Origin of the sequence: Sphingomonas sp. Leaf242 (assembly GCF_001422045.1) — a bacterium.
GTDB lineage: Bacteria > Pseudomonadota > Alphaproteobacteria > Sphingomonadales > Sphingomonadaceae > Sphingomonas.
Window position 1 is genome coordinate 114,544 of record NZ_LMLW01000007.1, and the last position, 15,580, is coordinate 130,123.

The window sequence follows — 15,580 nt, forward strand, 5'->3', positions numbered from 1 at the left end:
GATCAAGAACCTTGCGACGATTGCCGTTCCGACACGCCGGGACGGGATTGCAGCAGGCATAGGCAAGGGATGAGCGAATGACGGCAACAACGATTTCGCGACGTGCGATTCTGATGGGTGCAGGTGCGGTGGCAGCCTGGGCTGCGAGCCCAGCGCGCGCCCTGTTGCAGCAGACGAAGGCGGGTACGGCGGCGCTGCCCACCTCCGTCGAAGCGCTGATCGGGCGCATGACCGTGATGGAAAAGGCGGGGCAGTTGACGCTGATGGCCGCGGCTTGGGCGGGGGGCGCGGCGACGTCGCTCAATCCGGCCGGCGGCGCGGCGAGCTTCGACGGGCAATTGGCGGATGTCCGGGCCGGCAAGCTTGGGGGTGTGTTCAACGGCAATGGCGCGGTCATGGCCAAGCGGATGCAGACGGTCGCGATGCGCGAATCGCGGTTGAAGATCCCGCTGATCTTTGCCGCCGACGTGATCCACGGTCTGCGTACGGTGTTCCCGGTGCCGCTGGCCGAAGCGGCAAGCTTCGATCCCGAGCTGGCACGGCGGACCGCGCGAGCGGCAGGTGCCGAAGCCGCGGCGGCGGGAATCGACTGGACGTTCGCACCGATGGTCGACATCGCCCGCGACGCACGCTGGGGGCGCGGTGTCGAGGGATCGGGTGAGGACGTGCTGCTTGGCCGGATGATGGCGGCCGCGCGCGTTCGTGGTTTCCAAGGCGAGCGTGGGTTGGCCGCGGCCGATGCGGTCGCCGCCTGTGCCAAGCATTTCGCCGCCTATGGAGCGGCCGAAGCGGGGCTTGATTACAGCACGGTCGACATCTCCGAGCGGACGCTGCGCGAGACCTATTTCCCGCCGTTCGAGTCCGCCTTCGGGGCCGGCGCACCGACCGTGATGGCATCGTTCAACGAGATCAACGGCATCCCGGCGACCGCGAACGACTGGTTGCTGACCGATGTGTTGCGCCGCGAATGGGGGTTCGGCGGGCTGGTCGTCTCCGACTATACCGGCGACGAGGAACTGATCGCGCATGGTTTCGCCGCCGATGCGCGCGAGGCGACCAAGCTTGCCTTCATGGCCGGCGTCGACATGAGCATGCAGAGCGGTTTCTATATCGAGCATCTGCCCGATCTGGTCGCTGCGGGCGAGGTGCCGATGGCGCGGCTCGACGAGGCGGTGCGCCGCGTGCTGGCGCTGAAGGTGCAGCTTGGTCTGTTCGACGATCCGTTCCGCCGTATCGACCCGCGTCGCGAGCGGACGCGTATCCGCACGCGCGAGACGCTGGCGCTGGCGCGGGAGGCGGGCGCCAAATCGATCGTGATGCTCAAGAACGACGGCGGCCTGCTGCCGTTGCCGCGACAGGGTAAGGGAATCGCGCTGATCGGTCCGTTCGCGGCGGGGCAGCACGACCTGATCGGGCCGTGGAACGTGTACGGCACCGACGCCGAGGCGGTCGACCTCGCGACCGGCGTTCGCGCCACGGTCGCCGATCCGTCGCGCGTCAGCGTCACGCTCGGATCGGGTGTCGATGCGCCGCTGGCCGGTGGGATCGCTGCGGCGGTTGCCGCGGCGCGCGCGGCCGATGTGGTGGTGCTGGCGATCGGTGAGAGCCAGCGGATGTCGGGCGAGGCGCAGTCGCGCGTCGACATCGTCATGCCGCCCGCGCAGATCGCGCTGGTCGAGGCGGTCGCGGCGACCGGCAAGCCGATCGTCGTGTTGCTCCGCACCGGCCGCGCCCTGGTGCTGAGCGGCGCGGTGCTGGCCGCGCCCGCGATCCTCGTGACCTGGTTTCTCGGGTCGCAGGACGGCCTGGCGATCGCGGACGTGCTGTTCGGCAAGACCGGGCCCTCGGCGCGTTTGCCCGTCTCGTTCCCGCACGCGACGGGGCAGGAGCCGTATCATTACGACCACAAGAGCACGGGGCGTCCGAACCCGCCCGGACCGCTGCTCGAATACAAGGCGCATTACCGCGAGTTCGCCAACGAAGCGCTATTCCCGTTCGGTCACGGGCTGACATACGGCACGGTTGAATATGCGAGGCTGGATCTCGGCACCGGACAGATCGCCGGGGACGGGGCACTGACGGTCCGCGCGACGATCGCCAATTCGGGCACGCGGGCCGCCGAGGAAACGGTGCAGCTCTACATCCACGATCTCGCCGCGAGCATCACGCGGCCGGTCCGCGAATTGAAGGCGTTCCGGAAGATCATGCTCGAGCCCGGCGAGCGACAGATCGTCTCGTTCACGCTGCGCAAGGCGGACCTTCTGTTCGTCGGGAGGGACCTGAAACCCACGGTCGAGCCCGCCCGCTTCCGTATCTGGATCGCACCGTCCGCGCAGGCCGAGGGGGTGTCGGGCGAGTTTACGCTCGTTTGAGGCTGGCCATCGTATCGCGGCGAAGCGGGATGGCGAGGACCGCCGCCAGCATCGCCGCGATCAGCAGCGCAGGGCCGGCCAGCATCAGCCAGCGGATCGCGTACAGGCTGGCCGGGCCCTGGACGGCACCGGCGACGAAGTCGTTTGCCTGATAGATCAGGCCGATCGCGAAGCCCGTGCCCGCCAGCGCGATCTTCTGCATCAGCGCGTAGGTGCCGAACGCGAGCGCCTCGACCCGCTTGCCGCTCTGCGCTTCGCCCCAATCGATGGTATCGGGCAGCAACGTCCAGGCGGCGAGCGCGAAGCCGACGAACGCCGCCTGCATCGCCAGCAGGAATGCCGCCGTCGCCGTGCTGCCGGGCGAACCGGTTAGCGCGAACACCGCTGGCACGATCAGCGCGAGGACCCCGGCGCCCAACCATGCGGTGCGTGCGCCGCGGGTACGCGCGAGCGCCGTCCAGAGCGGTACCGCGACGAGGCTGCTGACCGCCATCGCCGCCAGTGCGCGAGGACCGCCCGGCGCGTCCTGCAGAACGTAGCGGAAGAAATAGAGCACCGACTGGCTGGTCAGCGCGGTCGCGGCCCCGCCGGCGGCCGACGCGACGTTGAGCACGACGAAGGCCCGGTTGCGCGCCAGTACCGCCAGTCCGGACCAGATCGCGAGCCGCTCTGCCGGTGCGGCACTCGGCGTCGGCTCGGGCACGCGCCACGCCATGATCGCGAGCAGCGGCACCGCGACGACGGCGAGGATGGCGGAGGCCACGCCGTAGCTTCCGGTTCTCGCCACCAGCCAGGGCAGCAGCAGCGCGACGAGGGCTCCCGCTGCCGAGCCGAACCCCATGCGCAGCCCGGCGACCAGCGAGCGATCCCGACTGGTCTGCGCCACGCGTGTCGTCCACGCCGCATAGGGGATGTTGGTGAACGCGTAGACCGTGCGGAACATCATCTGCGTCGCCAGCGCGAAGGCGGCGGCACCGGTCGGCACCGAGAACATCGCGACGAACGTCAGCCCGAGCGGCAGCGCACCCCATCCGACCAGCCGACGATACGAAAGCCGCATCCGCTCCGCTGCCGCCCCGGCAAGGAAATCGGCGGCCCCGTCCCAGATCGCGCCGATCATGAACACCAGCCCGGCGGTCGCGGGCGGCAACGCCAGCGCATCGATATAGTAGAAGAGCAGGTACAGGCTGATCGCCTGCCAATAGAGGTTGAACGCGAAATCGCCGGCGCTGAAGATCACCAGCGTGCCGTTCGGGCCTGCCCTATCGCCGCGCTCGGCGCGCATCGCAGATTTTCGGGTGGATATTCGGATCATAGGCTGCGGGGTCGTGGTACTGTTTTGACCACGAGTTTCGTGGCGGAGCGTGACTTGCTCGAGAACGTCGTAGACGCCCCGCAAGATGTCTACCAGCAGTTCGACCGCGCGGTGGCCAATCCTGCATCTGGGTTGGGCGATCGTCGTGAGCGGCGGCTGGAATGGCGCGCGGCCTCTTCGGCGCCGCGGAGGACTCTGGCGCTATATGTCCGGAGTAATCACATCCGACGTAATCATTTATGTCACAGACCAGCGCCATGGGGCTGTGAACGCCGCCCGCTACGTGACAGGGCTGGGCCGAGTCCAGTCGGGGATGCCGGCACCGCAGCCCCAAAAGTGGGTGGGTACGGGTTTGCCTCCGAGCTGTGACGGGAATGGCCAGTTTATGAGCGCCTGGGCGGTGACCGAGCATCGACGGCCTGGCATGCAGTTGATCCGGGTCCGGGCGATAAGACCGGCGTCGCTTTCCCACGAATACAGCGTCGCCTCGCCGCGAAGCTCAAACTCTTCGAAGTTCCAGTCCCCGCGACATCGTTTGACGAAGCTCGCAATCATGCGTTCGCGCCCGAGTTCCGGCCACGGCGTCGAGGCGGCCGCGCTCGCTAGCGAGGCGCTGGGGACGTAGCGAGGGGTTAGGTAGCCAATGATTATCAAAGGCGCGAGCAGAGGAAGGCCAAACATCCCGGCGAAGAAAGACATCCTGCCCATCCTTCACACACAACGAGCAGGAGCTTGGCAATCACTTAACGCGGAACGGATCGACTGCTAATACGCCTTTCTCCTTGTTGGCAGGAATGTCGGCTGACCTCTCCCTTCACGACATTCATGACGCACGAACAGGCGCCAAAAGCGGCCAGCGCGGCAATGAACGAGTGTTTGAAGTCGGGAAGCAGGGAAGGGCGCGCGAATGGCCGACAATGGATATGTGGCGAAACGCGGCGTTTCCGATGCCATCCCGCATTGACGGCATCCCGTCTCTAAGACCATCGCGTCGTCCATGACCAAAAGCAAGGGCCGCACCGGCGCACATGCGCGCGCCAATATCCAACCTGCTCCGACAGCCACCGAGCTCGATGCAGCCAAGCGAGAGGCTGCGCAGATCGAAGGGCGGCTTGCCGGCCTGGCTTCGGGGCACCCATCGGTGAAAATCTGGAAGGCCCGTCTTCGTTCGGCCCAAGCAGTGATCGCTCGCGCTCCACGCGATTGAAATACGGGCGGCTCGCCGATCGCGACTGATCGCCGCTCCGTATCGACCGCTTGCGCTCGCCTGCTGAGCCGGCGAGGATCGCGCCGATAGCGTGCAAACGATACGGCGTGGGGAGGACTTGGCGATGAAAGGCAGGAACATGCAGCGGTTCGCGAAAGCACTCGCATTGGCCACGGTGGCGTTGCCGACGGTTGCGCAGGCGCAGGTGCCCGATACCATCCTTTACGGCGTCGCCTATTACGACGAGTACACCCCGGTCGACCGCGTCGATGAAGACGCGCGGATGATGAAGGCGGCGGGGATCAGTGTCGTCCGCATCGCGGAGTCGACCTGGGGCACGCTGGAACCGCAGCCCGGGGTGTTCGATTTCAGCCATGTCGATCGCATGCTCGCCGCGATGCACAAGCAAGGCATCAAGGTGATCGTCGGAACCCCGACCTATGCGATACCGACATGGCTCGCACGCCAGCATCCCAATGTGCTCGTTGTTCGCCCCGACGGCGTACGCGCGCAATACGGCACCCGGCAGAACATGGACATCACCGATCCCGACTACCGGGCGGCGGCCGAGCGGGTGATCGTGGCGCTGGTGGACCATGTGAAGGATCATCCCGCGGTGATCGGCTATCAACTCGACAACGAGACCAAGCCTTATGACACCAGCGGTCCTGCGGTGCAGGCGGGGTTTGTGCGGTCGATCAGGACGAAATGGCCGAGCCTCGATGCCCTGAACCAGGCATGGGGGCTGAATTACTGGTCGAACCGGATCAACCGGTGGGAGGACTTCCCGTCGACCACCGGCTCGATCAATGCCAGCATGTCCAACGCCTTCGCCGCCTATCAGCGCAGCCTCGTCACCGATTTCCTAGCATGGCAGGCCAAGCTCGTGCGCGCCCATGCCCGGCCCGGCCAGTTCATGACGCAGAACTTCGACCTGGGCTGGCGTGATGGCTCCTATGGCATCCAGCCGGAAGTCGACCACTGGAAGGCGGCAAGGTCGCTCGATATCGCCGGCATCGACATCTATCATCCAACGCAGGACAAGCTTACCGGCGCGGAGATCGCCTTTGGTGGCGACGAAGCCCGCTCGATCCGCAACGGACAGAATTATCTGGTGCTGGAAACCGAGGCGCAGGGTTTCCCGCAATGGACGCCCTATCCGGGCCAGCTTCGCCTGCAGGCGTTCAGCCATCTCGCGTCGGGCGCACAAATGGTCGAATACTGGCACTGGGCGACCACCGCCAACGCGGTCGAGACCTATTGGCGCGGGCTGCTGTCGCAGGACTACAAGCCCAATGCGGAGTATGCGGCGGCAAAGGTGATCGGTGCCGAGATCGCGCGGCTCGGTCCTAAGCTGGCAGGCATGACGAAGCGCAATCAGGTCGCCGTCTATGTCAGCAACGCCGCCCAAACCGCGTTCAATTCGTTCAAGCCGACGGGCATCGAGTACAATCAGGTAATGCGCCCCTTCTACGATGCGCTCTACCGGATGAATGTCGAGGCCGACATCGTGTCGCCCGACAGCACGCGGAAGCTCGATGACTACAAGCTCATCGTCGTGCCGGCGCTTTACGCGGCGAGCGACGCCGAGATCACGCGGCTGAACGACTATGCCAAGCGCGGCGGGCATCTGCTCTACACGTTCAAGAGCGGGTTCTCGGACGAAAACACGAAGGTCCGCTATGCTTCACAGCCGGGTGCGATCGCCGAAGCTGCTGGCGTCACCTACCAGGAGTTCACGATCCCCGTGGGGGTCACGTTGGCGGGCAATCCGTTCAGCGTTTCGGATGCTGACAACGCGCCGCGCTGGTGGATGGAGATGTTGAAGCCCACCACCGCCGAGGTCGTGGCGCGCTATCAGCATCCGTCATGGCCGGCCGCCGCCGCGATGACCCGCAACCACTGGGGCAAAGGCGAGGTCAGCTATGTCGGGTTCATGCCGAGCGACGCGCTGGCCGAGAAGATCGTCGCCGCCGAGGTCGCGCGCGCAGGTGTCGTGCCATCGGTCGCGGGCGTGCGGTTCCCGCTGATCGTGCGCGGCGGCATTCTGAAGAACGGTCACACCGTTCGTTACGTGCTCAACTACTCGGCCGTGCCACAGCAGATGGCGGCCCCGGCTGCGGGCACTGAACTGTTGCAGGGGCGCAAGGTGAAGCGTGGCGGACCGATCGAGCTTGCCGCGTGGGACGTGGCCATCATCGAGGAAGATGGACGATCCGATTGACAGCCGCGCCGTGCGGAAACAAAGCAAAGGGGAGCTTGCGTGACCGATCAGAAAACACCGCGTAGCGCCGCCATCACCCGGCGCGCGCTGTTGGGAAGCGGCGCGGGGGCGGCGATCGTGTCGAGCGGCCTGCTACACGCCGCGACCAGAAGTGCTTCCACCGATTTCGTGATCCGCACCGGCGACCTGTCGATTGCCGTCAGGGCGCTGAGCGATCGTGCGTTCCGCGTCCGTGTTGCACCCGTGGGAGCGCCTCCGGCCGCGCCAGGCGAAATGCTGGCGCCCATCGCGAAGCCGCCGATCCTCAAGAGGACACGGGAGGGCCGCCGAACGCGGCTGACGCTCCCGCAGGCAAAATGCGTATGGGATGAAGCGACCGGATGCCTGTCATTCCATGACGGCGCCGGCAACCTGCTCCTCAGCGAAACCTCTGGATCGCGCCATGTCGCGCAATCGACGATCGGAAACGAGCCGACCCTGGCCGTAGCGCAAGGCTTCGTCAGCCCGGCCGACGAACGCCTCTTCGGCACGGGCTGCTTTCAGGACGGCCATCTCGATATTCGGGGCCTGCCGCGACGCCTGACGCAGGTGAACACGCAGATCAGTCAGCCGTTCGTGCTGTCGAGCAAAGGCTATGGTCTGCTGTGGCATAATCCCGGGATGGCGGAGCTGAACCAGCCGGACCGGCCTATCGTGCTAACCCGGCAGGCGGCAGCGGGCGACGCGCGCATGGCCGATGTCACCACATCCACCGGTAATGCCCGCGTCGAGCGCCGCGATGCCGTGTTCACGGGCAAGTTCACGGCCCCGCAGGGCGCGCGCTATGCGTTCCTGCTCGATCTCGGTCGCAGGATGTCGTCGCGCCATTATGTCGAGATCGACGGCAAGCCCATGACGGATCACACCAATCTATGGCTGCCGCCGACCGCCAGCTTCATCGGCGAGCTCGCCGCCGGAGAGCACAGCGTGCTGGTGCGGGCGGGTGACGAGGACATGCCGGTGCTCCACTTCGCACCGGTCGAAGATCGCACGACCTGGTCGTCGCCCGTATCCGAAGGGATCGATTATGTCGTGATCGCCGGGCCGAACGCGGCGGACGTCATGGCCGGCTATCACGCGTTGCTGGGGCCGCAGCCGATGATGCCGCTATGGGCGCTCGGCTACATCCATTGCCGCGAGCGGTTTCACTCGTCGGACGAGATCATGGCGACGGCACGCAAATTTCGCGCGCGAAAACTTCCTTGCGACATGATGGTGCAGGATTGGCAATATTGGGGACAATACGGCTGGAACGCCATGCGTTTCGACGAGGAGCATTATCCCGACCCCGCAGGCCTCGTTCGCGATCTGCATGCGACGGACATGCGCCTGATGCTGTCGGTCTGGTCCAAGGTCGGCAAGGAAACGGCGCTGGGCAAGGACGTGGCAGCGAAGGGTTTCTACATTCCGGGCACCGAATGGATCGATTTCTTCAATCCCGTCGCCGCGCGCTTTTATGCCCGGCAGCAGAACCAGAGGCTTGCCTCGCTCGGTATCGACGCGTGGTGGCAGGACGCCACCGAACCCGAGAATGACGATCTCGTCGGACGGCCAATCTATGCGGCACCGGGCAGGACCCAGCCGGGCGAAAAGCGTCGTAATCTCTATCCGTTGCAGGTCAGCCGAACGGTGTATGAGGAACAGCGGCGGGCCTATCCGGACAAGCGGGTGATGATCCTTACCCGATCGGCCGCACCGGGCCAGCAACGCTATGGTGCGGCGACATGGTCGGGCGACATCGGCCACGATTGGGAGACGTTGAAACGGCAGATCCCGGCCGGACTCAATATGGCGGCGGCGGGCCAAGCCTGGTGGACCGTCGATGCAGGCGGCTTCTTTCGGCCGGGCAAAGGGCAATATACCGACCCTGCCTATCAGGAACGGTTCCTCCGCTGGTTCCAGTTCGCGACGTTCCTGCCGTTGACGCGCGTCCACGGCTACATGACCGATACCGAGTTCTGGCGATATGGCGAGACGGTGGAGCGCATCGCCCGCTTGTACCTCGAACTCCGCTATCGCTTGCTGCCCTACACCTATGCTCTGGCAGCCGAAGCGTCGGCGACTGGCCTGCCCCTCATCCGACCGCTGGTGTTCGACTTTCCACACGACCCGAAGGCGCTCGATCAGGTTCATGCGTACATGTTCGGCAGCGCGATTCATGTCGCGCCAGTGCTGGCGGCCGGCGTGAAGACCTGGGACGTCTACTTGCCGGTTTCGGAGGGCGGCTGGCACGATTTCTGGACAGGCGAGCATCGTGAGGGTGGGCAGACGCACACCGTTCCGGTGACATTGGACCATATCCCCCTTCACGTGCGGGCGGGTAGCATCCTGCCACTGGGGCCGGCCGGCCAATCGACGGCCGGGCTGCTTGGCGGGGCGCTCGATCTTCTGGTGTATCCGGGTCGGGACGGCACCGCCTCGTTGTACGAGGATGACGGGCTTACCTATCGCTACGAGCAAGGCGCCGCGGCGCGGATGTCGCTGGAGTGGAAGCAGGCAACGGGTGTGCTCACCCTGGGTTCGCAGCGGGGCACGTATCCCGGCATGACGAATAGTCGGGTGATCCGCGCTCACCTGATGCGCCCTGGGAACTCTGCGCGGTCAGTAAGCCGGGGCGTGGCAGTCGATTATGCCGGGCGGGCTAAGCAAATTATCCTTGGAACTTAGGCTATCATGAGAACCGGTTTGTTTCACAGGGTCCGCCCCTTTCTATGGGGATCTGGTCGTCGCATCGACTGCTGATGGCTGGACAACCTCGCCGGGAACGGTTGTCGGTCGGGAGGCGCCGGCTGGTTAGAAGCACACGAGGCCCATGCTGCGCGCCCGGCCTTCCACAACTCGAGATATTCACTCAATTCAACCAAGCTTCTCTTGCCCAATGGGCAGAGAGCGAAACTCCTCACTTCGGCCTGTGGTGAAGCAGGGGAGGGGACGGGAACGTGCCACCCATGGCGAGGACGATGCTTTCCGATTAACCTTGCAGCCGGTTAAATGTCGGACATATTCTGGTTCGTAAGGGAATCTGCAAGCTCGCCGGCCCCGATGGTGATTGGGTGGACCCGAATGAAACAGGCACTTCGTTTCTTACTTCTCGTGATTGCGGGCGCTCCCCTGATCGGGGCTGCGCCCGCCACGCTGCCGCCGCTGTCGGCTTATGTCTTTGTCTACTTCACCGGCAATACGATCGACGGTGAGAAGCTGCGCTTCGCGATCTCCGATGGCAACAATGCCTTGCAGTGGAAGACGTTGAACGATGCCCAGCCGATCCTCGAATCGACCAAGGGCACGCGGGGCTTGCGCGATCCGTTCATCATGCGCTCGGCAGAGGGTGACCGTTTCTTCCTGCTGGCGACCGATCTCTCGACCGGCCGCACCGGCTGGGGCGGGGCGACCGACCACGGCAGCCGCCATCTGGAAATCTGGGAATCGACCGACCTGATCCATTGGGGCAAGCAGCGCCACGTTCGCGTTAACGCGCCTGCCGCGGGCATGACCTGGGCGCCCGAGGCTACCTATGATCCCACCATTGGCGCTTACGTCGTCCATTGGACGTCGACGCTCTACAAGGATGCCGCGCACAAGCGCGAGGACGGCAACGGGCCGCAGATCCTGACCGCAACCACCCGGGACTTCAGAACATTCACCGCCCCGAAGCCGTGGTTCAAGGCTGCCGATGTTCCGGGAGCGGTCAAGGCCAAGGGCATGATCGACGCGACCGTCATGAAAGTCGGCGATCAATATTATCGCTTCACGAAAGTCAGCGACGCCAGCGGGTGCAAGTCGAGCGATATCCTGGCTCAGGTCTCCCCATCGCTGCGCGCGTCCGGTGCCTCGGGCGCGTGGAAGATCGTCGACCGCTGCGTGGGACGGCGCTCCGGCACACCCGAGGTGGAGGGGCCGAGCGCGTTCGTCGCCAATCCGGGCGACACCAGCGGATTCAAATACTTCCTGTGGGTCGATGACTATGGCGGCGTCGGCTACATCCCGCTGGCGACGAATGACCTCGACGGCAAGATCGCCTGGACTTACCCGCGCGCCTTCAGCCTGCCGGCGTCGCTCCGGCACGGTACGGTCATGGCGATCACCGCGTCGGAACGTGACAGGCTCGTGGCGTACTGGAACCGCCCCGCGTCCGCGTCCGCGTCCGCGTCCGCGCCCGTCGCCGCGCACCTCGCCGATAGCTGGGTGGTTCCTCCCGTGCTGGCATCGGGTACGCGCTTGACTGTACCAGACGGCCATCTCGTCACATGGCGCGTCGACGGCCGCGTGCTGCCCGACGGTGTTCTCATCAACCGTGACGCGATGGCGCGCGTCGTCCATCTCGACGGAACCCTGAAGCGTCTGGACGGAACGACGCTCGCCAAGCACTTCACCGTCCGCCTGCTCGGCACCGCGTCGCGCCGCCTCAAGTCCTATGCGCGCGTGCCAACGACCGCGCACGACGCGAACCAGCCGACCGTGGCGCGGAGCGTTCACCTCGCGCTTACCGGCACTGACGGCAGCACCGTCCCTCTGAACGACGATTACGGCATCCTGTTCGCGCGCGGCAACTACGTTGGGGTGGATCGCGTTGCGTTACGCGGGGTCGCCGACCCGTCATTGTTCTACTTCGCCGACGGGGCGCTCGGCGTTATCGCGACGCGTGTCGACATGGCCGGCACGCCAGACCCCGATCCTACCGCGACGATCGTCTTCCGCAGCGGTTTGAAGCACCCGGGCGACTTCGTCGAATTGGGCTCGCTGGACCTGCACACCGCCGATGGCATCGCGAAGCCGCACGCGCGCTACGATTCCGCCGCCCGCCGCTACGTCCTGTCGTGGACCGATCGCTCCGGGCAACCGCGCTGGACGACAGCCGCCGATCTGACGCGCACGGAATGGCGCGACACGCCCTTCGAGCCCGACGGCCGTCGGCAGCAGATCGTCTCTGCCGGCAACGTCGGCGACGCCCGCAAAGGCCGCATCGTTACCTCCGATGACGATACGCTCCCGATCGATGCCACCCTAGCTACCGCGCTCACCCAACGCTTTGGCCGCACCGTCAACACCACCGCCGCGGTGGCGCCGCAGGTGATCGCCGCTCGCCAGGCCGCCGCGCTACGCGATGCACGTGTGACGCTCGGGTATTCGGACGGCTCCACTGCCACCCGCGCCGTCGACTGGGACGCCGCCGATCTCGCGCGCCTTACCCATCGAGGCCGCTACGTCGTCCACGGCACCGTCCGTCAGCGCACCTATCCGACAATCTTCGCCTATAATCGCGCCGACCCCGATATCTATCGCTGGGAGCGCAATGGCCAAGTCCGCTACCTCTTCGTCGCGACCGACGACACGAACAACGACAACGTCGGCTCCGCGCACCTGCCCATCCGGGTCGCCGGCACGATCGCCGACCTCGCCGACGACAATGGCGGCCGCGCGCGCGAGGTCGACTTGCTTAACCGCCGCACCCGCCGCGATCGCACCGCGGCGGGCCGCGTCATTGCCGGCTGCTATTGGGCGCCGGAGCTGCACGAGATTGGCGGCAAGCTCTCGATCCTGTTTGCGCCCTGCTTCAACCCGCGGGACACCACGGCGAACGAGGGCGGTGCATGGTTCACGGTCGAATCGCACATCATGCAACTGCGCGACGATGGCGACCCCGCCAACCCTGCCGACTGGTCGAGACCCGCGGCGATCCGCAAGGCCGACGGCGCACCGCTCGGCCGCGCCGAGATGCCGAGCAACATCAGTCTCGATATGTCCTATGTCGAAGTCGCTGGTCAGAGTTATTACATGTGGTCGCAACGCTATCTGCCGACCGCTGGCGCGCTAGGCGACCCGCTGACGTGGATCGCCAAGGTCGACCCTACGCATCCGACGCGCCTTGCCAGCCAGCCAGCCCCGATCATCGCGCCCGAGACCTCGGTCGAAGAGAACCTTGCCGAAGGCGCGTTCGCGCTCCAGCACGACGGACGACTGACGCTCGTCTATTCCAGTTCCGGGGTGAGTCCGACCTACGTGGTCGACGGCATCTCCGCGCCGCTCGACGCCGATCTGACGAGGGCCAGTTCGTGGCGCAAGTGGCCGGCCCCGCTCCAGAAAAGCACGCCGATGCCTGCAGGAGTCACCGATTATCGCCGCTACGAACAGGGGCCGGGCCACGGTGCCTTGACCACTGACGAGGACGGCAATGACCTCTACGTCTATCACAGTTGGGGCAATGGCGTCGGCGGTGACGGCCGAGACGCGCGCGTGCGCCGCACGCACTGGAGCGCGGACGGCCGACCGCTACTCGACATGACGGCCAACGAGGAAGTCGCGCCCGTCAACCGCCGCGTCACGATGAAGGTCACAATCCGCTAACGCTCGAGCGTGAATACAACGCGGCGATAACCCCGATGGCGAACCATCTCGCGGGGCGGAAAGTCGCTTGTCCGCTACCTTCCCACAACAGCGCTTCGACGAGTTTCGACAGGTCAAATCCGTTCTGAACATCTTCCTATAGCCCAGAATCCGCGAGTAGAAGTCGTGTGCGGCGTGAATATCGCGTACGCTGATATCAGATGTAGTGCGGCCGAAAGTAGGGTCGGATACGGAGGACGACACCATGGTCTCTTCCTTGGCGAGCAGGGGCGGCGGGGCGCATGCCGGGTTAGGATCGGTGTCCGTCCGCTGTTCGTGCAGATCGCATGGTATGCTTGTCAACGCATTGCGTTGTACCTGACCTTCTCGAAACGCGATCCTTTTTGGCAAAAAGCAGCAGCCCCCCAATGTCGGCTATTGCCACCCGCCTTATCGACAGCCGTCTTCCGCTTTCCTGTCCTTTCAAGCCGTCCAGACAACGGATCGGCCGTCGGGCGCTACCCTCCAGCCCGACGAACGAATGGCTGGAGATGGAGGCGGGAAAGGGCCCCGAACGTCAGTTTGTGGGTCTGCTAACGGGTGACCACGTACGGCTTCATAGCGGCAAGCTTGCCGAGGAACGCGTTTTGAGCTGGAAACGTGACACTCTCGCGACGCATCGCGGCCTGGAGGTTTTCAACCAGCGCGTTCATGTCCTTGGCCTGGATGCCGAGGTTCTTGTGCGCGGTCGCCATGTCGCGACCGGTATAGTGGCAGCCGCCGTTCAACAGAACGCAGAACTGCTCCTTCAGCGTGCGGCGGAGGCGGACCATGTCCTGCCCCTTGAAGATGTCGCCGATGCGCGGATCGGCCTGGCTCGTCGTCACCAGATCGTCGACGATCCGGCCGATGCCGGCCACGCCGTGAAACGCCTCGAGCATGGCAACGCCCTTGAACGGACTCCCGCCGGCATTGGCATCGCTCATCGCATAGGGCGCGACTGGGTCCTCGCCCGGCGGCGCGGGCGCGGTCTGCAGGAGGACGAGCAAGGCGAGCACGAGCATCAGAAACGTCCCCTAAAAGGCAGTTTGGAGCGATAGGAAGCCGCCGCGCTGGTGCTCGGCCGTCGCGATCGATCCCAGGTCGACATAGGCCGCGGTCGCGGTCAGGTTTTTGTTGATCGCATAGGCGGCATAGGCGGACTTCCAGTCACTCTCCTTGGCGAACCCGAGATTGTCGGGCTTCGACCGGTATTCGCCGCCGACGACCAAATGGCGCGAGATCTGATAGCCGAGCGTGCTCTCGACCTGGACCGTGCGAGGTGAGCCGTGATCGCCGCCGAACCCGAGCAGGCCGTTCTGGTTGGTCTTGGTGTAGCGAATCGTGGTGCCGAGCAGGATGCTCTGCCGCAGCAGGAGCTTGGTGGCAGCTACATAGATATCGGTACCGCTGGCGTGGCGTCCACCGACCGCGGCGACGATTTGCGGATCGAGATTGTGCTTGTACTGCACGCCGATCGCGATCTGCGGCAGGTAGGCGCTGCCATAGACGGCATCACCGGCAACACGCAGCTTGGCACCGAACACGTCCTGGTTGAGCGTATAACCGCGGCCGATACCGAGCTTTGCACCGACGTCGCGCGTGTCGAGATTCTGTCGGGCGTAGCTCAGTTCCAGTCGGTCGTGGACTCCGATGGCTGCGCCGTGGCTTTCCCAATGATAGTCCGGCAGCAGGATAACCGAGACATGCGCGGACCCGCCGATCCCGTCGACGGTCTCGTTGCCGGCGATCAGCGCCCAGGTGGAGATGCCGCCGCCCGAACTGCCCTCGATCGTGGTGACGCCGTTGGTCAGCATCAGCTTACCGCCTGCGCGACCCTCGCGCGCTGCGGCGGGAGACGCTGTCACGACGGTGATCGCCACCACGAAGTTGGCGATGCATCCGGCGACGGTCGATGGCATGCGAATCATCCGGTATCTCATCGAGACCATTGGTTAAATCTCGGTTTCCCTAGCCCGGTTTTCCACGCGGAGCCGGGGCGAAAAAGACATGAGCGGCATTTACGGGTTGGCAATCTTCCGACCGTTAGAAGTCGTGCT

The 15,580-nt window shown here is 65.2% G+C and carries 9 protein-coding genes; 5 read left to right on the plus strand and 4 right to left on the minus strand.

From position 1 onward, the window contains the following. Nucleotides 1-77 precede the first annotated feature (77 nt). A complete protein-coding gene (locus tag ASF09_RS05075) occupies nt 78-2,372 on the plus strand; it encodes a glycoside hydrolase family 3 N-terminal domain-containing protein (protein WP_060525222.1) in 2,295 nt (764 codons plus the stop codon). Here ASF09_RS05075 and ASF09_RS05080 read toward each other — a convergent pair. Both ASF09_RS05080 and ASF09_RS05085 read right to left on the minus strand, forming a co-directional pair. Next, nucleotides 2,359-3,687: an MFS transporter gene (locus ASF09_RS05080; RefSeq protein WP_235529638.1), complete on the minus strand. Its 1,329-nt coding sequence runs from the start codon at nt 3,685-3,687 to the stop codon at nt 2,359-2,361. The two genes, ASF09_RS05075 and ASF09_RS05080, sit on opposite strands and share 14 nt — an antisense overlap. Nucleotides 3,688-3,966: 279 nt before the next feature. Next, on the minus strand, nt 3,967-4,386 hold the full coding sequence (locus tag ASF09_RS05085; protein ID WP_156359226.1) for a hypothetical protein: 420 nt from the start codon (nt 4,384-4,386) through the stop codon (nt 3,967-3,969). 298 nt (nt 4,387-4,684) lie between these two features. On the opposite strand from ASF09_RS05085, the gene ASF09_RS20190 reads away from it, so the two are divergent. The 4 genes from ASF09_RS20190 (at nt 4,685) to ASF09_RS05100 (ending at nt 13,502) form a co-directional block, all read left to right on the plus strand. Then, nucleotides 4,685-4,894 (plus strand): hypothetical protein, encoded by a 210-nt coding sequence (locus ASF09_RS20190; protein ID WP_147453101.1) that lies wholly within the window; start codon nt 4,685-4,687, stop codon nt 4,892-4,894. A gap of 124 nt (nt 4,895-5,018) precedes the next feature. Beyond that, the gene (locus ASF09_RS05090; protein ID WP_235529639.1) at nt 5,019-7,118 is read left to right on the plus strand and encodes a beta-galactosidase; all 2,100 of its coding nucleotides are present in this window, start codon (nt 5,019-5,021) and stop codon (nt 7,116-7,118) included. Between the two features lie 39 nt (nt 7,119-7,157). After that, nucleotides 7,158-9,824, plus strand: coding sequence for a glycoside hydrolase family 31 protein (locus tag ASF09_RS05095; protein ID WP_082444090.1), 2,667 nt, complete (start codon nt 7,158-7,160; stop codon nt 9,822-9,824). Nucleotides 9,825-10,220: 396 nt separating this feature from the next. After that, nucleotides 10,221-13,502 (plus strand): family 43 glycosylhydrolase, encoded by a 3,282-nt coding sequence (locus ASF09_RS05100; protein ID WP_060525226.1) that lies wholly within the window; start codon nt 10,221-10,223, stop codon nt 13,500-13,502. Between the two features lie 572 nt (nt 13,503-14,074). On the opposite strand, the gene ASF09_RS05105 is transcribed toward ASF09_RS05100, so the two are convergent. Together ASF09_RS05105 and ASF09_RS05110 are read right to left on the minus strand one after the other, a co-directional pair. Next, nucleotides 14,075-14,545 (minus strand): group I truncated hemoglobin, encoded by a 471-nt coding sequence (locus ASF09_RS05105; protein ID WP_060525227.1) that lies wholly within the window; start codon nt 14,543-14,545, stop codon nt 14,075-14,077. Nucleotides 14,546-14,557: 12 nt separating this feature from the next. Further along, a complete protein-coding gene (locus ASF09_RS05110) occupies nt 14,558-15,442 on the minus strand; it encodes a DUF3034 family protein (RefSeq protein ID WP_156359227.1) in 885 nt (294 codons plus the stop codon). Between the last annotated feature and the right edge of the window lie 138 nt (nt 15,443-15,580).

Excerpts from the sequence above, each read along its gene's own strand:
- ASF09_RS05100 (WP_060525226.1), top strand. The coding sequence starts at position 10,221 with ATGAAACAGGCACTTCGTTTCTTACTTCTCGTGATTGCGGGCGCTCCC.
- ASF09_RS05110 (WP_156359227.1), bottom strand. The coding sequence starts at position 15,442 with ATGCCATCGACCGTCGCCGGATGCATCGCCAACTTCGTGGTGGCGATC.
- ASF09_RS05090 (WP_235529639.1), top strand. The coding sequence starts at position 5,019 with ATGAAAGGCAGGAACATGCAGCGGTTCGCGAAAGCACTCGCATTGGCC.
- ASF09_RS20190 (WP_147453101.1), top strand. The coding sequence starts at position 4,685 with ATGACCAAAAGCAAGGGCCGCACCGGCGCACATGCGCGCGCCAATATC.
- ASF09_RS05080 (WP_235529638.1), bottom strand. The coding sequence starts at position 3,687 with ATGATCCGAATATCCACCCGAAAATCTGCGATGCGCGCCGAGCGCGGC.
- ASF09_RS05085 (WP_156359226.1), bottom strand. The coding sequence starts at position 4,386 with ATGTCTTTCTTCGCCGGGATGTTTGGCCTTCCTCTGCTCGCGCCTTTG.
- ASF09_RS05105 (WP_060525227.1), bottom strand. The coding sequence starts at position 14,545 with ATGCTCGTGCTCGCCTTGCTCGTCCTCCTGCAGACCGCGCCCGCGCCG.
- ASF09_RS05075 (WP_060525222.1), top strand. The coding sequence starts at position 78 with ATGACGGCAACAACGATTTCGCGACGTGCGATTCTGATGGGTGCAGGT.